The sequence below is a fragment of the Bacillus sp. SD075 genome, assembly GCF_017355165.1.
GTDB lineage: Bacteria > Bacillota > Bacilli > Bacillales > DSM-1321 > Peribacillus.
Genome location: NZ_JADILK010000011.1, coordinates 13,546 through 33,544, shown reverse-complemented (window position 1 = coordinate 33,544; position 19,999 = coordinate 13,546). Strand labels below are relative to the sequence as shown.

The following is a 19,999-nucleotide window of genomic DNA, read 5'->3' as shown; positions in this document are numbered from 1 at the left end:
TTGCGGAAAAAATGACAAATTATTTAATAAAGTAAGAAATTTCGGCTAGATTCCACTTTAAGGATGAAGATTTAGACTTTATCGAGAGAGAAAAATCGAAGTAAAACCGTAACCAATGAATGGGGTGGAATAAAACTGTGGAGGATTTCAAAAATGGCCCATATGGATGCCAACAAAATCCCGTATTGATTGACTGACTTTAATTTTGCCTATGAATTGAAGTATAATATAGCAAAATAGAAGAAGGGCAGTTGGGAAAATGGTGAGCAACTTTGTGCAAGAACAGTTACAGGAGTTTCGCGAAAAGAATCAAGATAGAGGCCGTTTAATTATAAAATGTCCGGACCAGCCAGGAATTGTTTCGACAGTTACAGCCTTTCTTAAAGAGTATGGTGCAAATATTGTTGAATTGAGTCAGTATTCGATGAATCCTGAGGGAGGTACCTTTTTCACCAGGATCGAATTCGATTGTCCAGGATTGAAGGATAAGGCAACGGATATGCAGCGGGCATTCCAGGAAGTTTCGACAGCATTCTCGATGCAATGGACATTTAACCATGTGAGTGATCTGAAGAGGACGGCAATCTTCGTTTCCAAGGAACCGCATTGCCTTCTGGAATTGCTATGGGAGTGGCAAAGCGGGGATTTATTGGCTGATATTGCGCTAGTCATCAGCAATCATGAAGATACAAGGCAAATTGTCGAATCGATGGGCATCCCATTTTATTACATTCCTGCGAATAAGGATATACGTAAGGAAGTGGAGACAAAACAGCTTGGACTCCTGGAAGAATTCAAAGTGGACCTTATTGTATTAGCTAGGTATATGCAGATATTAACGCCGGATTTCGTAGCGGCCCATCCAAACAAAATCATCAATATACATCATTCATTTTTACCTGCATTCATTGGTGCCCGGCCTTATGAAAGAGCTTATGACAGAGGGGTCAAGCTGATTGGGGCGACTTCCCATTATGTGACGAATGATTTGGATGAAGGTCCGATCATCGAGCAGGATATTGAACGTGTGGACCATCGTGATTCCGCTGGGGATATGAAGAAAATCGGTCGTTCAGCTGAACGCAGGGTGCTGGCACGTGCTGTTAAATGGCATTTGGAGGACCGCGTCATTGTTCATGAAAATAAAACGGTAGTCTTTTAAAATGAAAAACCCCCTTTGGATTGCCAAGGGGGGTTCCTTTTGCGACAAAAGGAGGTTCGGATTGCTGCCATCCTAGAACCATGATTTTAATACTGAATTATCCTGCATGTTTTTTAACTTGATTATAGGAATGAAACCCTTACTAGATTGCAGAAATTTGCGACACTCCTGCCGAATAACTGGCTAGCCAAGACCCCGGAGACGCTTGCCGGCGAGGTGGCTTGGCAGACAGTCGGCGGAAAGGGAGCGGATTTCTGAAATCACCTGGAACTTTTTTAAACGCATTGAAAGTAAACTAGTTTTTCTCTAATTTGTCCACAGTCTGATTCCCCCCTTTAGGTTGCCAAGGGGGGTTTTTAGGATGGAATTTAGTGAGTTTCTAGTACGTGTATTCCACCCTTACCGAGGCAGTGATGTTCAATTCACCAGGCTGAATCGGGGTAGTCGCCATTTTTGAAAGGGTACTTGTTTGAAAAAGCATTGGAGTTGCCGTTTCAGATAGTTCTTCAACCCTATTAGGGACTGGGTTCAATGAGATTCCTAGCGTTCGGGACATGGAGAGTGCTTTTTCGTATGCATTTTTTAAAGCTAGAGAAAGTGCCTGGTTATAGTATGCATCTGGATTGGATAAAGAGAAGCGGATGCTGGTGATTGAATTGGCGCCGCTTCTGACGGCCGTATCGATTATGCTGCCTATTTTCTCGATGTCGGTCGTCTGGGCTTGTATGATGTGCTGGACTTTGTAGTTCTTGAACAATTCCTTTCCGTCAATATAATCATATTGTGGATCGATCCTGTAATCACTCGTTTTCAATTGCTCTTCGGGAATGCCTGCGGATTTAAGTGATGCGATGACATTTGCGATTGCTTGGGAATTGGCTTGCTGGGCCTTTTGCGGGTCCTCATCCTCTGTTATGACTCCCAGGGTGATCGTGGCTTGATCCGGAGCAGCAGATAGCGTCTCAGAGCCGGAAACTTTCAATATATGTTCATCGTCGCGGTAATGATCCCTAACGGGGGCATTGTATTCTTGATTCATTTCGACACCAGCCTTTTTATAGAGATAATCTCACCCCTATTGTACGAATTATGAATGGGAAACATGATTGAAATATCCCCCTTTGTCATTAATTCATCGAACAATCACAAAAAAAACACTCGGCCTGGACCGAGTGCACATTACTTATGAATGACTTGAACCCTGCCCACCTGGCCATCAGTCAATCTTACTTTAATTCCATGAGGGTGGGTGCTGGAGTTGGTTAAAATATCCTTTACAGTGCCGCTTGTCAGTTTTCCGGTGCGTTGATCTGCTTTAAGTACTATGTCCACAGAGGCACCTGGGGTAATATCTTTCCGGTTTTTACCGTTCATGTTCGATTCATTCCTTTTCAGAGTTATTTGCAGCCATTCAACCATGCAGTAACTTCAGTATAAGGAAAACGGCGGGTCCAGTCGACTATTAGATAAAATCACAAATTGGCAGTCAGCGAATTTTCTTCAATGGTTCGACAGCAGGGCCATTCAATACTTCACCAGCGATGGAGTAGCGGGAGCCATGGCATGGGCAATCCCAGGTACGGTCGCCGCTATTCCAGGCAACTTCACACCCCATGTGTGTACATGTGGAATCAACAATATGAAGCTGGCCATCATGGTCACGGTAACACCCAGCTTTGTCTCCATCCACCTTCACGATTGCTCCTTCATCAATTCCTATGTCTTCCGGCGTTTTATGATTGACAGCCAATTTGCCTTTGATGAGATGCTTCGCCACATCAGCATTATCTTGGAGAATATTCTTCACGCCTTTTAAACGGGCAGGATCATACAATTCCGCATATCGGTTATCTTTTTGCAAAATCCGGTCAGTTAAGATCATGGCGGCTATCGATCCATTCGTCATTCCCCATTTCGCATAGCCGGTAGCTATCAGGACGTTTTGTTGGTTGGCTGTTACTGGACCGACGAAGGGGATATTATCCGGTGTCACGATATCCTGTGCCGACCAGCGGTAGGGAATGTCCTTCACATTGAAATACTGGGCACTGAAGTCCTTCAGTGCTTCATAATGCTCGATCGTCGAGATTCCCTGGCCTGTTTTATGGCCATCACCGCCAACAAGTATAAGTTTTTCCCCATTGTCCAATTCCGTATAGCGAAGGGAGCGGCTAGGGCTGTCTGCACTGTAATACATCCCGCCTGGATACTCCTGTTCAGTCCTGATGCCAAGCACATAGGACCTACTTACATGAACACGGGCAAAGTATAAGCCCTTTTCATCATTGAAAGGGAAGTGTGAGGCCACAATTACCTGATTGCTTTTGATGGAATGTCCCGTATCCGTCAGAACGGTTGGTGGATCGCCGTCTTCAATCTTCATTGCCGTTGTCCGTTCATAGATTGTGCCTCCTGCATCGATAATTGTCGAAATGAGGGACGTTAAATATTTTAATGGGTGAAACTGTGCTTGATCTTTCATTATCACAGCAGCTTTACATGGAATGGAGAAAGGGATATTCTCCGCGTAATCGCCCCGAATGCCAAGTTTTTGATAGGCTCTCAGTTCTTTTTGGATTTTGCTTATATATTCTTCCGTATTTGCGTACACATAGGCATCCTGTGCAGTCAAATTACATTCGATGGAATGTTCTTCTACCAAGTCTTTAATCAGCTTCATTCCATCTATATTCGCTTCATAATAAAGCTTGGCATTCTCTTCGCCATGGTCAGTGATCAACTGGTCGTAAATCAGGCCATGCTGGGCCGTGATTTTTGCTGTAGTGTGTCCCGTCGTTCCAGTAAGTATTTGGCCTGCTTCAATCAGTGTGACTTTAACACCTTGTTTAGCTAGTAGGTAAGCAGATGTGATTCCGGTAATTCCGCCGCCTACTATTAAGACATCAGTGGTTAAATCTGTATCTAATTTAGAAAAAGTAGGGAATGTCAACGCGCTGCGCCAATAAGGTTCCGGAAATCGGGGAAGGTCTGTATTTTTTTCAGTCATTTGAATACCTCCATACAGTTCATTAGTGAATCGTCCATTTATTACCATACCCAAATCCGCTATTTATACGCTTATTTTTGTAAGAAGAAAGACTAAAAAAAATACATTATTTATTTATGTTTACATTTATGTATACATGTAAACATAAATAAATAGTTTGTACACAAATAAGTATACATGTTTACAAACACGTACACATGACTATATATAAGGTGTGTACATATTTGTTCCTAATGTATACAAAAGTGAATACAATTCGGCAAATGAAAATAAAGCTACAGTTAATGAAGCATCGACTAATATAGAAATCTCTTCTATCGAGAGTGCTCCACCTTATTTTTTCTATAAAAAAAGGGGGTGTTTTTAGATGAGTTGTAGAATCGCAGCAGTAGACGTAGGAAATGATGCAATTGTCATTGCAAACGAATTGAAGATCAGCCGGTCATAGGAATCGAAGAACTCGATGTAAACAAACCTTGGAAGGGATACATATTAGAGTCCATTCACGAGACTTACAAAAAAGACAATAATGCCATTTATCGTGTCGGAAATTTAGCGACAAAAAGTGATAACCCAACAGAACTAGATTTGGGGAGCAATAAATCAGAGGAGGACCAAACATTAGTATTTGCGTATACATAAGTATCTTGTACATTCAATAGAATGTTCTTCTATCATTCCTTTGATAGCTCCGTTCCTTCAGTGTTGGCCTCATATAGTATAGTCTGGCCTATTCCTCACTGTGATCAGTAATAAATTGGTCGTAAATCAAGCCGTGCTGGACCGTGATTTTTGCGGTTGTGTGGCCTGTTGTTCCATTAAGGGTCTCATCTGCTTCAATGAATGCGGCTTTCACAACTTGCTTGGCTAATAGATAAGCTGAAGTGATACCCGTAATTCCGCCACCAACAATTAAGACATCAGTTGCCATATCTGTTTTTAGCTTAGAAAACGAAGGAAGGATAAAGTGCTGCGCCAATATGGCTACGGATATTGAGGAAGTTCTTTATTTTTTCGATGATTTTAATATCTTCATACGTTTCATTAGTGGTTTGTCCAATTTATTACCAAGACCAAGTTCTCCTTCTTTACGCTTTCTTTTATAAGAAGGAGATTATTAAAAGTTGGTTTTTTTGTTTGTTTGCAATATTGTATACATGTAAACAAAAATAGTTGGTTTGTACACAAATAAAGTAAACATGTTTACAAATGCGTATACATGTCTATATATAACGTGTGTACATATTTGTTCCTAATGTGTACATAAATGAATACAATTCGACAAATAAAGCTACAACTTATGAAGCATTGACTAATATAGAAACCTTTTCTATGCTTAATAGAGTGCTCCACCTAAATTTTTTTTATGAAAAAGGGGATGTTTTTAGATGAGTTCTAGAATCGCAGCAATAGACGTAGGAAATGATGCAATTAAAGCTATTTTTGGAAAGCTAGAGTCTGAACTATATATACCAAATGTCATTGCAAAAGACATTGAAGATCGTCCGGTCATAGGAATCGAAGAACTCGATGAAAAAAACCCATTGGAAGGGTTACATATTAGAGTCCATTCACCAGCATTGCAAGACAATAATGCCATTTATCGTGTCGGGAATTTAGCGACAAAAAGTGATAACCCAACAGAACTAGATTTGGGGAGCAGTAAATCAGAGGAAGACCAAACATTAGTCATGCTTTTTGCTGCTATTGCATTGGATGCTGCCAAGCAAGGGAATAATGATAAGTTCAAAAAAGTAAATAACGTTGTCGAAGCGAATTATACGCTTGGAACAGGTCTACCTCTTCGGGAAGTTAAGGAAGGGAAAGATGTTGGGTACCGTTCGAAGCTACTGGGATCCGTTCACCAAGTAGAATTTTTAATTACACCTAAATACCAAGGTATTAAGGTTAATATCAAATTTGATGAAGTGAAAGTCTATCCAGAGGGCTTCGCCGCATACATTAATTTAGTCATGGACAATGATTTGAATATCATTAACCGTGAATTAATAGATAGAAGAATTCTCATTCAAGATATTGGCGGACTATCGACAGATATCGCGGTCATTAAAAACCGTAAAGTTGACGATGATAAGGCGCAAGGGTTCAATCTAGGAGTAGCTGAGGCTCTTGAATCTATTCGTGAAGAAATCAGAAAGAAACACGGTGTCGAGCTGGATAGCAGACGAGATGTCGTTGAAATCATCACGAAGAAAAACGATCGTAACCATATTATGGTTCGCGGAAGCCGGACAAGCGTCCATGATATCGTTGACCGGATTTTAGGAGAACTTGCGAAAAAGCAATATCGCCATCTGCGCAACGTATGGCAGAAAAACTCGCAAACGGAAATCTGCTATTTTGTTGGCGGAGGTTCGATTGTCTTGAAAGATTACCTGAAAACGCTCAATCAGAATTTTGATGGCTACAATATCGACTTTTTTGAAGATGAACGGGAAAGCGTTTGGATGATGGCCAACGCCTATTATAAATTGATTTCGGATTTTAATCGCCGGAATTCAAAGGAACAGCAGCAATCCCACCAAAAGAAGAAAGAACAAAGATCAGGTGCTGTTAAATAGGTGAGAGAATGAAAAAAACAGCTTCTTCTGAAATCAAAAGAGGACAAGCCATCACTTTTCGTATCCCTTCAGATGTATCAGATTATACGTTAAGGCAGCTGCAGAAATTGAAGGAAACTGAAAGAAGGAATTTTTCCAGTAAAATTGCCGAGTATGTTCTCGATGGAATCGGACAATCGACCCATCAGGAACGGGAAATGATTGCCCTGCCCATGCCGAACAAGCTTAGCAAATCTCAGCGTGACTGGCTCAAGCATTCCCACTCAGAAGCTATGCTTGGAACGATTATGTACCATCTTTTATCCGATCCTTTACGCGCAACAGCCTTGCTAGCCTCATTAGACAGCAATGTAATTAATGAGGAGATTTATTTGCAGGATGAGCCCGAAGAAAAGGATAATGATGTGGTGCAGGCAGAAATATCTAAGAAAGATTTGGATGACTTTGATTGGAGTTTGGAAAAAACCACAAAACTAGTGGAGGAACCAGAACCTGAAGAGGAAAATCTTGATGATCTTCTTGGTGATTTTCTCGATCAAATGAACCAGTGAGTGAACATATGGGGGATATCCGGCGACAAGTTGGATATCCCCCCTTTTTCTTTGCGGGGGTTAAAAAAAAGAGGAACCACAAGGGATACCTCTTAAGATGATCAAGCCAGGAAAATCAGTTGGTAAAGGAATAGAATGGCAAACAAGTAGACGAACGGATGCACTTCACGGAATTTGCCTCTTGCCATTTTTAATATGGGATAGGCGATGAACCCGAGTGCTATCCCGTTGGCGATGCTTGATGTTAAAGGCATGGCGACAATGACCAAAAAGGCTGGAAATGATTCATCAAAGTGTGTCCAGTCAATTTCATTAATGCTTTTAATCATCATGCTTCCGACGATGATCAAGCTAGGTGCCGTGATTGCCGCTACATTTGAGACAGCTCCTATCAGCGGGCTGAAAAAGGCGGTTATTAAGAATAGGATGGCCACCACCAACGCGGTTAAACCTGTCTTGCCGCCCGCTCCTACACCAGCTGATGATTCAACCGAGGCAGCGGTCGGGCTTGTGCCGAACATGGCGCCGACAGTAGTGCCGATCGAATCTGCAAAGAAGGCACTGCCGGATTTTTCAAGCTTATTCTCCTTCAGCAATCCAGCTTGACGGACAATGCCCAATAAAGCACCGGTAGTATCGAAAAGCATGACAAGCAAAATGGAGAAGACGACGCCATAAAGCCCGTAATTAATCACATCGGCGATAGAGGTGATTGGATTGGCGACTATGATCCCTTCAGGTAAGGAAGGGGTGGAAACCAGGCCGTTAATTTTCAATTGGCCTGTAAAGAAAGCGATTATGGCAGTCACGATCATTCCGATAAATATCGCTCCCTGCACATTGCGAACGATCAGTACGATCGTTATGACCAAACCAACCAATGTAAGCGCGACACTGGGATCCTTGAAGCTTCCGAGTGTAACCAGGTTGGATTCATGCTGTGTGACGACACCTGACAAACGAAGTCCGATGAAAGTGATGAAAAGCCCGATACCGGCACTGATTGCATGCTTCAAGTTATTAGGGATGGCCTCGATCAATTTTGAGCGAAAAGAGGTTAGGGATAAAAGGATAAAGATGATACCGGTAATAAAGACTGCAGAGAAGGCAACTGTGTATGAGATATCATGGGTTCCCAATACCGAGTATGCAAAATAAGCATTCAATCCCATTGCCGGTGCTATGACAATTGGGTAATTGGCTAAAAGGGCCATGCATAGTGTACCGACTATTATTGCGAGTATGGTTGCCGTGAATGCCTGGTCGAATGGGACACCCGCATCAGAAAGGATCATGGGGTTTACAACGATGATATAAGCCAGTGTCAAAAAGGTTGTAAGCCCCGCAAGTATTTCCGTCTTAATATTTGAATTCCGTTCTTTTAATTTAAACATGCGGTCACTCCTTTTTTATATACAAAAAATCCTTGCAAAAATATACAAGGAGGAGATGCTTACCCTTTTTCAAGTAAGTAGCTCGATATATGGATAATTAAATCTTATAAATTATATTAGAAAAATAACTAAAGTACAATAGGATGAAAAATTTTAAGGTACAGGTTTTCTCGAAAATAGATAATGATATACTAACAAATAGCTTAGACTAAGGATAATGACTTTGAAGTAAAGGAAGCTGTTACCATTTAAGTGGATTTATCAGTAAATTAAATGAAGAAATTCAGAAAGTAGGCCCATACATGAAATTCATCGACCTTGGCGTCAGCCCAGCGATTAACAACATATTAAAGCAAATAGGAATATCCGCCCCTACCCCGATTCAGGAGAAATCGATACCCGATATCCTTGCTGGAAGGGATGTCATCGCGAAGGCGCAGACAGGAACGGGGAAGACTTTGGCATTTTTGCTACCAATCCTGGAAAAAGTCGATCCCGCCGCATCACACATACAATCACTGATCGTCACGCCAACAAGGGAATTGGCTTTGCAAATCACTGCTGAATTGAAAAAATTCGCTGATGAAATCGAAGGGCTTCAAGTGCTTGCAGTTTATGGCGGACAGGATGTCGAGCAGCAAATGAAAAAGCTGACAAGAAACATCTCCGTGGTGGTCGCCACGCCAGGCAGGTTATTAGATCATTTACGAAGAGGCACCATCGATCTCTCACAAACTGGAACGCTCGTCCTGGATGAAGCTGATCAAATGCTTCATATTGGGTTTTTACCAGAAGTGGAGGAGATCATGGGACAGCTTCCAGAGGAGCGCCAAACGCTTCTCTTTTCAGCGACGATGCCTGAACAGGTTCATCAATTGGCTAAACGCTACATGACTAAACCATTAACTGCCGCTGTGAAGGCAGAGCAAGTAACGGTCGAGAAAATCAGGCAGCTCGTCATCGAGACGACCGATCGTGCCAAACAGTCTTCATTAATCAACATGATCAAAGAAGAACAGCCATACCTTGCAATCATATTTTGCCGTACAAAACGTCGCGTTTCGGTATTGAATGATGCCCTGAAGGCAGCTGGATTCAATTCTGAAGAGCTTCATGGTGATCTTTCACAGGCAAAGCGGGAACGTGTCATGAAAAACTTCAGAGACGCAAAGCTTCAATATTTAGTGGCGACGGATGTTGCTGCACGAGGGCTTGATGTAGAAGGCGTGACCCATGTGTTTAATTATGATGTTCCCGAGGATGCAGAAAGTTACATCCACCGAATCGGCCGGACGGGCCGCGCGGGTGAGAATGGCTTGGCTGTAACTTTCATAGCAACGAAGGATCTTCAGCTATTAAGCGATATAGAAAAAGGAATCTCCATGAAAATCGAAAGAAGGACGATTGAAGGAGTGAAAATGTTCCAGCCCGATGAGGTGAGGCAAAAAAGGAAGCGTTATGATGACTCTTCCGATGAGGGCACCCGCCGCCCGCGTTCGGGAGGGGGAAGGAAACATCGGGAACGGATAGATACGAGAGGACCGAATCGAGGCAGTCACCGTTCTGTAAATCAAGCGGACAATCGTGAAGTCGAGAGGGAGAAACCGCGGGGAGGCCGGATGGAAAACAGCCGCGGACCCAAGCGTGAGGATTCACGGGGAAGCCGTTCGGAAAACAGCCGTGGACCAAAGCGTGACAATCCACGAGGAGATAAAAAAGATAGCCGAAGATCTACTAGTACACAAGGGCCAAGTAATCGCAGGGGTGGATCTGGCGGCAGCCCAAATAGAGGGAGAAACCGGTAAAAGGGGGAAACGGGAGTGGAAAAGCCTTGGTTGGCAGAATATCCAGTTTCGCTGGATCTGGCAGGGAAATTGATCATCCTGCAGTTTCCGGAAATTGAGTTGAAAGAGATCAAGCAACTTGGGGAGGGCTTCGATAACACGGTCATACAAATCAATGGGGAATTTGTATTCCGTTTCCCACGCCGTCCTATTGCAGTTACGTTGATTCAGGTGGAAAATCAGCTTTTGCCATCCATTGCAGGCACTTTTCCGCTTGCTATCCCTGAACCGATCTTTTTTGGGAAACCAAGTACCTTGTATCCTTATCCTTTTACCGGTTATAAAATGGTAAAGGGACACTTGCCTGTAGAAGGAACTTTGGCAAATAAGGCCGAATCGGCAAAAAGGTTCGCCCATTTTTTGAAAGTCCTTCACAGTTTCCCTGTGGAAAGGGCCATGCGTTTAGGTGTGCAGCCTGATGGGATGATGAGGCTTGATGTATCCTATCGAAAGAAATCGCTAATGGAAAATGTCTCAAATCTATTAAAGCTAGGATACTTTGAACAGGCGTATGCGGTTAAGGATTTTATTGAAGAGCTAGGGGAACCGGATGTCCAGCATCCGATTTCACTCGTTCACGGAGACATTCATATCCGGAATGTGTTACTTGATGACGAAGGCGTCCTTGCAGGTATCATTGATTGGGGAGATGTTCATGTCGGGAATCCAGCCATTGATTTCTCTTTTTTATTCAGTTATTTCCCAAAAGAGGCGCGCCGAGGCTTTTATGAAATCTATGGTGAAATCGATAAGGAAACAGAGAGCCTAGCCCGGTTCAGAGCGATATATATGCTTGTTACATTACTCGTTTATGGGATAGACCGCCATGATGAAGAGCTGATTGCCATTACGAGTACCGGTTTGGAATTTGCTATAGAAGAATAATTGTCAAGTTCTTTTAATGTTTAGGAGGTTCATATGAAGGCAAGTTATTATCATTCAATCACATTAATGGCGAACATGTTGGATCAAGCCAATATTCCATACCAATATACAGGTCGATCTGCTCTGTTCGTGCAAGGAGTGGATATTGATCAATATAAGAAAATCGACATGGATGTACAATGGGATGTCTTTAATGAGGCATTCAATCTCTTTTCTGAATACTCCCCAACAAAGCCTGAAAGAAGTCCTGAGACTGCCTTCTTTCTAATGGATATCGAGGGGGTATCTGCCACTGTTCACTGCCGGTTTAACACGACCATTAAAACCGACCCTTATCGTTTGTCTATAAAGATGGGGGATATGGAGGTTTGGTGCAGGTCGTTATACAGTTATTTATATGACGAAGAAATGAGAAAGTACAGTACCGAGATTCATGCTTATTTATCTGCCGAGCAGCAGGGGTTCACAGCGGAAAATGAACAGGCGTGGAACCAGAATAATTATTTAGCGCTTGTCAATCGTTATGGAAATCCTGTGGAATTGGCATCGAAAATAAAGCAAAATCCAAAATGGAGACTGTACCCTTTTTTTAAATATATGGGAGATATATCTGGTAAAAAAATTACTCATTTGATGGGATCGAACGGTGTTAAAGCAGTTGCCCTCGCCATAATGGAAGCTGAAGTGAAAGTTATTGATTTTTCCAAGGAAAACGCAATGTTTGCAAATGAGCTGGCCAGTGGGGCCAATGTCTCCATCGAGTATATCGTTTCGGATGTACTTTCACTATCATCCAAGCATGAATCCGGGAATCAGGATTTGGTTTTAATGGAGCTCGGTGTGCTTCACTACTTAATAGATCTGCAGCCGTTATTTGATAAAATTAAAATGATGCTGAAACCTGGAGGACGATTCATACTGCATGAATTTCACCCGATTTCAACAAAGCTCATTACTTCAAATGGTAAAAAACATAAAATCACAGGCAACTATTTCGCTCCGGCAATCGAAAACAATGAGGTCGCTTTTTCAAAGCATATGCCGGATGAGGAAAAAGGGAGCCTTTCAAGAGTTGTACAGCGTAAATGGACAATCGGGGAACTTATAACGTCAATTGGCCAATCAGGGCTTGTTATAAAAGTACTCGAGGAAGAACCGAATCATAAAATCCATGATATTGGGCTTCCGAAAACATATACCTTGGTGGCGGAACGAGTTTAAGCTGCATGTTGAGTGAATGAAAGCTGACTGAAGGAGCCTTTTCAGTCTGCTTTTTATTTTATAATAAAGGGGATGCCGCTTCTGCGACATCCCTAAAAAATTAATTCTGGGCAGACCATTCCTCTACATCCCATACCTTGGTTACCCAATCTTCATAGAAATCAGGTTCATGGCATACGAGGACAATCGTTCCTTTATACTCTTTCAATGCTCGTTTCAGTTCTTCTTTTGCAACTACATCCAAATGGTTGGTCGGTTCATCGAATAACAGCCAATTGCTTTCGGTAAGCATGAGTTTACACAGGCGCACTTTTGCTTGTTCTCCACCGCTTAAATGGCTCATTGGACGTGTAATGTGCTCGTTTTTCAAACCGACACGGGCTAGGATCGCACGTACTTGCGGTTGGTCCAGATGCGGAAATGCATTCCATACTTCATCGATCGGCGTTGTGTTGCCTGCTTTCACTTCCTGTTCAAAATAAGAAGAAAAAAGGAAGTCCCCAAGTGATCTTTTACCGCCTAGAGGATCGATTTTACCTAAAATCGTTTTTAAGAGAGTGGATTTACCAACCCCGTTACAGCCGACCACGGCAATTTTTTCTCCTCGTTCGATGGTCATGGATAGCTTCGGAAGCAATGGGCGATCATATCCGATTTCCAGATCTTCACCTTCAAAGACATATCGGCTGCTCGCACGAGATTCTTTAAAGTCGAATGTAGGTTTCATTGCAGTTTCTGGTCGATCTATACGTTCCATGCGATTCAATTGCTTTTGACGGCTCTTTGCGCGGCCGGTCGTTGAATAGCGGGCTTTATTTTTTGCAATGAAATCTTCCTGCTTCTTAATGAATTCACGCTGTTTTTCATATGCGTTAATATGTTGGTTTTTATTCAATTCGGCCAGCTCAAGGAATTTTTCATAAGTTGCCGTGTAACGGGTCAGTTTAGAAAATTCAAGATGGAAGATGACGTCGACGACGCCGTTCATGAACTCAGTATCATGCGAAATCAATAGAAATGCGTGTGGGTATTCCTTTAAGTAGCTGCTCAGCCAGCGGATATGCTCCACATCCAAGTAATTGGTAGGCTCGTCGAGCAGCAGGACTTGCGGTTGTTCTAATAGTAACTTCGCTAATAAAACCTTTGTCCGCTGTCCGCCGCTCAGGGCAGAGACATCACGGTCCAATCCGATTGCATCCAACCCTAGACCGCGTGCCGCTTCTTCAATTTTAATATCCAGATTGTAAAAACCGCCGGCTTCCAGCTTGTCCTGGATTTCACCCATTTGTTCCAAGAGTTCTTCAAGTTCTTCCGGAGTGGCCGTACCCATTTTTTCCGTAACTTCATTCAGTGCCTTTTCCTGCTCGAATAAAGGTAAGTAGGCATCCCTTAAAACGTCGCGAATCGATTTACCTTTGGAAAGTATCGTATGTTGATCAAGATAGCCATATTCGACACCAGGTGTCCACTCGACCCGGCCTTCATCATGGATGAGTTGTCCTGTAATGATATTCATCATCGTCGACTTCCCGACACCATTCGCCCCGACCAGGCCTACATGTTCACCGGCCATCAGGCGGAAGGATACATCCTTGAATAAAGTACGGTCGCCAAAGCTGTGTGCTAATTTATCTATAGAAAGTAAGCTCATTTTATATTGAACCTCCCAATTAATTTGAAAAAATCCCTACGTTTCATCATACTAAAATCTGCACGGGATTGCTATCTAATCTATTAATTTACATATATGTGGGTAAGGGGGAGCCTCTCGAAGGGAAACCCTTAATGTGAACCAATGCCATGCTATGCATTATCGCCCTGTCATAAATTATATGAGATAATAGAGAAACCAGTTTAAAAGCGAAAGGATGTTATTATGAGTAAAACAGTCGTACTGGCCGAGAAACCCTCGGTCGGCAGAGATATAGCAAAAGTGTTGAATTGCGGGAAAAAGGGGAATGGATTTTTCGAAGGCGAACAGTATATCGTCACTTGGGCATTGGGGCATTTGGTCACCCATGCAGATCCGGAATCTTATGATGAAAAATATAAAACGTGGCGCCTTGAGGACCTGCCCATGCTGCCGCCTACTTTGAAATTGGTCGTGATCAAGCAATCAGGCAAACAATTTCAATCGGTTAAAACACAAATGAATCGCAATGATGTCAAGGATGTCATCATTGCAACGGATGCAGGCCGTGAAGGGGAACTCGTTGCGCGCTGGATTCTCGAAAAAGCGAATGTGAAGAAGCCCGTCAAACGGCTTTGGATTTCCTCCGTAACGGATAAAGCGATCAAAGATGGATTTAAGAATCTGAAGGATGGCAAGGGGTATGAAAACCTATTTGCTTCTGCCGTGGCAAGGGCGGAAGCGGATTGGATCGTTGGGATGAACGCGACACGTGCCCTAACGACGAAGCACAATGCTCAGTTATCCTGCGGGAGGGTCCAAACGCCGACACTCGCGATGATTGCAAAAAAAGAAGAAGAAATAAAACAATTCCAGCCTAAGAAATATTATGGCGTTTCGGCAATTGCGGAATCCAATTTGCGCCTGATCTGGCAAGATGCACAATCAAAGGATATCCGCACATTTGATAAAAACAAGGCAGAAAAGGTTCTTGCAGCCGTGAAGGGGAAAAGTGCAGAAGTGGCTGAAGTGAACAAGTCCCATAAGAAAAGTTTTGCCCCTTCATTATATGATTTAACAGAACTTCAACGGGATGCCAATAAGAAATTCGGCTATTCGGCGAAAGAGACGTTATCGATCATGCAGCGCTTATATGAAAGTCATAAAGTCTTGACTTATCCAAGAACGGATTCACGCTTCTTATCAACGGATTTGGTTGATACGCTAAAAGAAAGATTACAGGCTGTAAGCATTAAACCATATGCCCAGTATGCATCGAGGATCATGCGCAGCCCGATTAAAACCAATAAATCGTTCGTGGACGATAGTAAGGTTTCCGATCACCATGCTATCATCCCCACTGAGCAAACGCCGCTGCCAGGAAAACTGAGCGACAAAGAATCGAAAATCTATGATTTGGTCGTTAAAAGGTTCCTTGCTGTATTGATGCCGCCTTTTGAATTTGAACAAACGACCATCACCGCAAAAATGGGGCAGGAAACGTTCATGGCAAAAGGGAAGGTCGTCCTGAAATCAGGATGGAAGGAAGTCTATGATCACCAATTCGATGAGGAAGAAGTTAAGGATGGACTTGCTGAGCAACTGCTTCCGAACGTTCAAAAGGGTGACAGTTTAACCATTTCGACTGTGAAACAAACAGAGGGTGAAACGAAACCGCCGGAACCATTCAATGAAGGGTCGCTTCTTTCGGCAATGGAGAATCCCGCACGCTTCATGGCAGGGGAAAGCAAAGAGCTCATCAAGACCCTTGGTGAAACTGGCGGGATTGGAACTGTTGCAACGCGTGCTGATGTTATTGAAAAACTGTTCAATAGCTTCTTGATAGAGAAGAGGGGAAAGAGCCTTCATGTTACCTCGAAAGGGAAACAACTTCTTCAATTGGCACCTGAAGACTTGCGATCTCCAGCTTTGACAGCTCAATGGGAGCAAAAGTTAACTGCGATAGCAAATGGGAAGCTGCCAAAACAGGCCTTTATCGGTGATATGCGCGCCTACGCCAAAAATATCGTCCATGAAATCAAAAATAGTGACCAAAAATTCAAGCATGATAATGTGTCAGGAACGAAATGCCCTGATTGCGGCAAGCTGATGCTTGAAGTGAATAGTAAAAAGGGTAAAATGCTTGTTTGCCAAGATCGTGAATGCGGCAACAAAAAAAGTGTTTCACGTGTAACAAATGCCAGATGCCCGCAATGTCACAAAAAGATGGAAATGCGCGGTCAAGGAGCAGCACAGACATTCACCTGTAAATGCGGTTTTCACGAAAAACTTTCTTCTTACAATAAACGAAAAGGGCAAAATAAGAATCAAAAAGTATCCAAAAATGAAGTATCCAATTATATGAAAAAGCAAAATAAAGAAGAGCCGATCAATACTGCATTGGCGGATGCTTTGGCAAAACTGAAATTCGATAAATAAAAGAAAGAGTCCTTCACTTTTAGTGCCATGGTGAAGGGCTCTTTTTTATGGAGTTAATTGCATGGAGCAGGTAGGGGGAAATTTCCTTGTCGGCTTCCAGACAACAAGGTTGCTGCTTTATGAAGGAAGAATTGGTATAAAAGAAAAAGACGGCAGAAAGGGATGGAGGGCTTGCTCCATCCCTTTCCATATATCTACTGTTCAACTTCATTCAGTACGGTGCCATGTCATTCATATTCAAGTGTTTTGTCAGTGTGTGTTTATCCGAATCTACTCGTATGAGCGTACTGAATGGCTGCTGATCACCCGGACTGAAAATTGCTTCATCATTCTCTGGATTCCATAGGCTGTAAATACTCATGATCAGTATTCTCCTCCTTTGGGTGAGAAAACTAGTAATTCCCTTCTTGATTATCATCCAACTCTTCAATTGACTCTAACGCTGATCACCGGGACTAAACACCGCTGCGTCATTCTCTTTGTTCCATTGGCTTCTGATTGTACTCATCATGCACATCATCTCCTTTGGTGAGAATGTCTTACAGTATTTGTATACCCGGATAGGACAGGTTAAAACATATATTTTTGAAAAAACATGATTATGTATCTGAAATAACAAGTGGTAACATGCCGAGTTTGCGTCAGCTTCCAAATATTCAAAATGCCCCATGGTGGACTGACGTTTTTCCAGCAAGTAACGCTCAGCTGTAGGCTTCGTACCTAGGAAACGTACATTTTCTGTAAGGGTCCTTGGCTGAAAAGTTGGGAAAAAATCCGCACTTATGAAAATTAACGAACCTTTTCTACTATGTTGACAAATCATTATTGTAAAGTGATATAATTTTAAATTGTATGCATGACAAAAGGTAGGAGATAGAATCAAATGAATCAAAAATTAATTAATACTGAGAGTAAGTTCAGACCCGAAATCGAAGGGTTGCGCGTTGTTGCCGCACTGCTGGTGGCAGTTTATCATATATGGCTTAATCGTGTTTCTGGCGGGGTTGATGTATTCTTTGTAATTTCAGGTTTTCTTATTACTACTTCAATTGTTTCCACAATCAACCGAACAGGGGAGTTTCGTTTTCTTCCATATGTCACAAAATTAATGAAAAGATTACTTCCTTCTGTATTTTTTATTCTTGCAATTGTTCTGGTTTTAAGTTGGTTTTTATTACCTAAATCAATTTTAGATAAAACTATACATGAAGTATTTGCCTCCATGTTCTTTTATCAAAACTGGCAACTGGCTTTTTCGAGCACGGATTATTTAGATTCCAGCCAAATGAAGACACCGGTTGAACACTTTTGGGCTTTGTCTATACAAGGACAATTTTATATCATCTGGTTTTTAGTATTCACTTTAATTTTATTTTTGATAAAAAAATATAAATTAACTAAAATTAAAACATTAATCAATACTGTTTTAGGAATATTATTTGTTTCTTCTTTTATATACTCAATATATTTAACCTCAGTTAATCAGCCATGGGCTTATTTCATTACGATGACACGTGTATGGGAGTTTGCTTTAGGCAGTTTGCTCTGTATCAATTTATCATCCATTAAGGTAAATAAATATATTGCCACAGTGATAGGTTGGCTTGGATTAATCGGTTTAATTTTAACCGGAATAGTCTTCAATGTATCTGAAATGTTTCCGGGGTATATTGCCTTATGGCCAATGACCTGCGCATTATTCATTGTTTTGTCTGGTACACGCGATACAAAATATGGTGTCAAACGCTTTTTAGGTTCACCTGTAATGGTGAAGCTAGGTGGAATTGCTTTTGGAATCTACTTGTGGCATTGGGTATTATTGGAGTTCTATCGTTATAATGTCCAGGAAACTCCAGGATTCATCGTGGGAACCCTTATTATTATTTCATCAATTGCCCTTTCTTTTTTAATGACTCGATATATAGAAGAACCAATCCGAAGCTCAAAGGACAATAAATTCTCATTCAATAGAATCGGGATAATGGGCTGTGTGAATGTACTCTTGATCGGATCTCTTTTGATTGGAGTATATATAGGCCAAAATAGGCTGGAAAAAAATATTACCGAGAAAAATTATCCAGGGGCGTTAGCTGTAAAAAACCCTGATGATATACCTGATCAGGAACCAATTCCATCATATTCTGAAGTCTTCGATGATTTACCAAAAGCGCATTTGGACGGCAGTAACCAAGGGTTGAAGGAAAGTGACTTGAAAATTGGGGAATATGGCGAAACTGAAAATTACGATGCTACTATTGCCCTGATTGGGAGTTCCCATTCAGAACATTGGTTAGGTGCCATATTAGAAGCAACAAAAGATGATAATTATCGTGTATTGAATATGACCCGTTCAGGTACACGTTTTTCAACAGGTTATGCGGATGATGATTTGAAAGGTATCTGGGTCAATAATGTTCTCGATTATCTAAAGGATGCAGATGTAGACCTTGTCATTTCTCACGCCACAGCTTCCGATACGCCTAATAATAAAATACAACAACAGATGGTTGATCAACTGCAGTATGTTAAAGATGAATATGGTATGGAAGTGTTAGCGGTTCGTGATGATCCAAGATATAGTTTTAATGTACTGGAATCATTAGAAACAGATGGACTAGAAGAAACGACAAAAAAAATGAATTCAGTAGATAATCAGAAAGACGAGAGCTTTTGGAGACAATTTGAAAAAGAGAATAAATCATTGCATAAAATTGACTTAACAGATTACTTTAAAGTGAACGGTAAATTTCAGCCCATTATTGGTAATGTTATAATTTACCGAGACAATAGACATTTAACGAATACTTATTCAGAAAGTTTTGGACCCATTTTTGAAGAAAAAATCAACGAGATAGACTTAGAGTGAAAAGTAAGGTATAGCCAAAGGGAAATTTGTAAGTATAAATATTAGTCATCTTGTGAAATGAAAAATCTGAGTTCTGTGTTTTACAGGGCTCAGTTTTTTTGATATGTCTGGTTGAAGCAGTGGTTACTTGGCCTAATTTAGCTTTGAGGCCTGCATTTTCCTCCATCCCATAAATCACTTGTTCTTATACCAACATAAAAAAGCCCTGTTACTCCGCGAAAGAAGCGCGTGGTAACAGGGCTTTTTTATGAGCGTCCCAGATAGGAATCGAACCTACGACCTACAGCTTAGGAGGCTGTCGCTCTATCCTGCTGAGCTACTGGGACATATATAAAAGTCGACGACTTATTTATTATATTTCTTATAGGCAAACTTTTCAAGCTAATAGCTTATACTTATGAAAAAAAATCGTCATAAA

General features: G+C 41.7%; 15 protein-coding genes, 1 tRNA gene and 1 pseudogene. 9 read left to right on the top strand and 8 right to left on the bottom strand.

Annotation, left to right across the window (positions count from 1 at the left end; genetic code table 11):
- The first annotated feature begins 262 nt into the window (after positions 1–262).
- Positions 263–1,162: a formyltetrahydrofolate deformylase gene (gene purU, locus IOC57_RS10480; RefSeq protein ID WP_207438743.1), complete on the top strand. Its 900-nt coding sequence runs from the start codon at positions 263–265 to the stop codon at positions 1,160–1,162.
- A 379-nt stretch (positions 1,163–1,541) separates the two neighbouring features.
- Here purU and IOC57_RS10475 read toward each other — a convergent pair whose 3' ends face one another.
- The 3 genes from IOC57_RS10475 to IOC57_RS10465 all read right to left on the bottom strand — a co-directional run bounded on the left by IOC57_RS10475 (position 1,542) and on the right by IOC57_RS10465 (position 4,169).
- Complete coding sequence (locus IOC57_RS10475) at positions 1,542–2,201, bottom strand: SIMPL domain-containing protein (RefSeq protein ID WP_207438675.1); 660 nt, start codon at positions 2,199–2,201, stop codon at positions 1,542–1,544.
- Between the two features lie 140 nt (positions 2,202–2,341).
- On the bottom strand, positions 2,342–2,536 hold the full coding sequence (locus tag IOC57_RS10470) for a YwbE family protein (RefSeq protein ID WP_034316239.1): 195 nt from the start codon (positions 2,534–2,536) through the stop codon (positions 2,342–2,344).
- Between the two features lie 112 nt (positions 2,537–2,648).
- Positions 2,649–4,169: an FAD-dependent oxidoreductase gene (locus IOC57_RS10465; RefSeq protein ID WP_207438674.1), complete on the bottom strand. Its 1,521-nt coding sequence runs from the start codon at positions 4,167–4,169 to the stop codon at positions 2,649–2,651.
- A 367-nt stretch (positions 4,170–4,536) separates the two neighbouring features.
- Here IOC57_RS10465 and IOC57_RS25845 point away from each other — a divergent pair.
- Positions 4,537–4,808: pseudogene (locus tag IOC57_RS25845) on the top strand (ParM/StbA family protein); the annotation flags it as partial.
- 91 nt (positions 4,809–4,899) lie between these two features.
- Here IOC57_RS25845 and IOC57_RS10460 read toward each other — a convergent pair.
- Positions 4,900–5,100, bottom strand: coding sequence for an FAD-dependent oxidoreductase (locus IOC57_RS10460; protein ID WP_207438673.1), 201 nt, complete (start codon positions 5,098–5,100; stop codon positions 4,900–4,902).
- A gap of 457 nt (positions 5,101–5,557) precedes the next feature.
- Between IOC57_RS10460 and IOC57_RS10455 the strand changes: the two genes are divergently transcribed.
- Both IOC57_RS10455 and IOC57_RS10450 read left to right on the top strand, forming a co-directional pair.
- On the top strand, positions 5,558–6,751 hold the full coding sequence (locus IOC57_RS10455) for a ParM/StbA family protein (protein ID WP_048680510.1): 1,194 nt from the start codon (positions 5,558–5,560) through the stop codon (positions 6,749–6,751).
- Positions 6,752–6,759: 8 nt separating this feature from the next.
- Positions 6,760–7,302, top strand: a complete 543-nt coding sequence (locus tag IOC57_RS10450; RefSeq protein ID WP_207438672.1) for a hypothetical protein — start codon at positions 6,760–6,762, stop codon at positions 7,300–7,302.
- Positions 7,303–7,403: 101 nt separating this feature from the next.
- Here the strand turns inward: IOC57_RS10450 and IOC57_RS10445 are convergent, their stop codons facing one another.
- Positions 7,404–8,696 carry an NCS2 family permease gene (locus tag IOC57_RS10445; RefSeq protein WP_207438671.1) on the bottom strand — a complete coding sequence of 431 codons (1,293 nt, stop codon included), beginning with the start codon at positions 8,694–8,696 and terminating at the stop codon, positions 7,404–7,406.
- Between the two features lie 302 nt (positions 8,697–8,998).
- Between IOC57_RS10445 and IOC57_RS10440 the strand changes: the two genes are divergently transcribed.
- From IOC57_RS10440 to IOC57_RS10430, 3 genes are read left to right on the top strand one after another with little or no spacing between them, the layout of a single operon-like run.
- The gene (locus IOC57_RS10440) at positions 8,999–10,501 is read left to right on the top strand and encodes a DEAD/DEAH box helicase (RefSeq protein ID WP_207438670.1); all 1,503 of its coding nucleotides are present in this window, start codon (positions 8,999–9,001) and stop codon (positions 10,499–10,501) included.
- A 15-nt stretch (positions 10,502–10,516) separates the two neighbouring features.
- Positions 10,517–11,425 (top strand): phosphotransferase, encoded by a 909-nt coding sequence (locus IOC57_RS10435; protein ID WP_207438669.1) that lies wholly within the window; start codon positions 10,517–10,519, stop codon positions 11,423–11,425.
- Positions 11,426–11,458: 33 nt separating this feature from the next.
- Entirely contained in the window at positions 11,459–12,646 is a 1,188-nt protein-coding gene (locus IOC57_RS10430; protein ID WP_286184719.1) for a class I SAM-dependent methyltransferase, read from the top strand.
- A gap of 100 nt (positions 12,647–12,746) precedes the next feature.
- Here IOC57_RS10430 and IOC57_RS10425 read toward each other — a convergent pair whose 3' ends face one another.
- A complete protein-coding gene (locus IOC57_RS10425; RefSeq protein WP_207438668.1) occupies positions 12,747–14,297 on the bottom strand; it encodes an ABC-F family ATP-binding cassette domain-containing protein in 1,551 nt (516 codons plus the stop codon).
- A gap of 225 nt (positions 14,298–14,522) precedes the next feature.
- Here IOC57_RS10425 and IOC57_RS10420 point away from each other — a divergent pair, with 225 nt between their 5' ends.
- Positions 14,523–16,715: a DNA topoisomerase III gene (locus IOC57_RS10420; protein ID WP_207438667.1), complete on the top strand. Its 2,193-nt coding sequence runs from the start codon at positions 14,523–14,525 to the stop codon at positions 16,713–16,715.
- Positions 16,716–16,926: 211 nt separating this feature from the next.
- Here the strand turns inward: IOC57_RS10420 and IOC57_RS10415 are convergent, their stop codons facing one another.
- Complete coding sequence (locus IOC57_RS10415; RefSeq protein WP_207438666.1) at positions 16,927–17,076, bottom strand: hypothetical protein; 150 nt, start codon at positions 17,074–17,076, stop codon at positions 16,927–16,929.
- Between the two features lie 522 nt (positions 17,077–17,598).
- On the opposite strand from IOC57_RS10415, the gene IOC57_RS10410 reads away from it, so the two are divergent.
- Positions 17,599–19,581, top strand: coding sequence for an acyltransferase family protein (locus IOC57_RS10410; RefSeq protein WP_207438665.1), 1,983 nt, complete (start codon positions 17,599–17,601; stop codon positions 19,579–19,581).
- Between the two features lie 252 nt (positions 19,582–19,833).
- Here the strand turns inward: IOC57_RS10410 and IOC57_RS10405 are convergent.
- A tRNA-Arg gene (locus IOC57_RS10405) sits at positions 19,834–19,907 on the bottom strand.
- Positions 19,908–19,999 lie beyond the last annotated feature (92 nt).

What these genes read in the sequence shown, in the direction of transcription:
- IOC57_RS10475 (WP_207438675.1), bottom strand. Translation starts at nt 2,201, where the DNA reads ATGAATCAAGAATACAATGCCCCCGTTAGGGATCATTACCGCGACGAT.
- IOC57_RS10470 (WP_034316239.1), bottom strand. Translation starts at nt 2,536, where the DNA reads ATGAACGGTAAAAACCGGAAAGATATTACCCCAGGTGCCTCTGTGGAC.
- IOC57_RS10465 (WP_207438674.1), bottom strand. Translation starts at nt 4,169, where the DNA reads ATGACTGAAAAAAATACAGACCTTCCCCGATTTCCGGAACCTTATTGG.
- IOC57_RS10460 (WP_207438673.1), bottom strand. Translation starts at nt 5,100, where the DNA reads ATGGCAACTGATGTCTTAATTGTTGGTGGCGGAATTACGGGTATCACT.
- IOC57_RS10455 (WP_048680510.1), top strand. Translation starts at nt 5,558, where the DNA reads ATGAGTTCTAGAATCGCAGCAATAGACGTAGGAAATGATGCAATTAAA.
- IOC57_RS10450 (WP_207438672.1), top strand. Translation starts at nt 6,760, where the DNA reads ATGAAAAAAACAGCTTCTTCTGAAATCAAAAGAGGACAAGCCATCACT.
- IOC57_RS10445 (WP_207438671.1), bottom strand. Translation starts at nt 8,696, where the DNA reads ATGTTTAAATTAAAAGAACGGAATTCAAATATTAAGACGGAAATACTT.
- IOC57_RS10440 (WP_207438670.1), top strand. Translation starts at nt 8,999, where the DNA reads ATGAAATTCATCGACCTTGGCGTCAGCCCAGCGATTAACAACATATTA.
- IOC57_RS10430 (WP_286184719.1), top strand. Translation starts at nt 11,459, where the DNA reads ATGAAGGCAAGTTATTATCATTCAATCACATTAATGGCGAACATGTTG.
- IOC57_RS10425 (WP_207438668.1), bottom strand. Translation starts at nt 14,297, where the DNA reads ATGAGCTTACTTTCTATAGATAAATTAGCACACAGCTTTGGCGACCGT.
- IOC57_RS10420 (WP_207438667.1), top strand. Translation starts at nt 14,523, where the DNA reads ATGAGTAAAACAGTCGTACTGGCCGAGAAACCCTCGGTCGGCAGAGAT.
- IOC57_RS10415 (WP_207438666.1), bottom strand. Translation starts at nt 17,076, where the DNA reads ATGAGTATTTACAGCCTATGGAATCCAGAGAATGATGAAGCAATTTTC.
- IOC57_RS10410 (WP_207438665.1), top strand. Translation starts at nt 17,599, where the DNA reads ATGAATCAAAAATTAATTAATACTGAGAGTAAGTTCAGACCCGAAATC.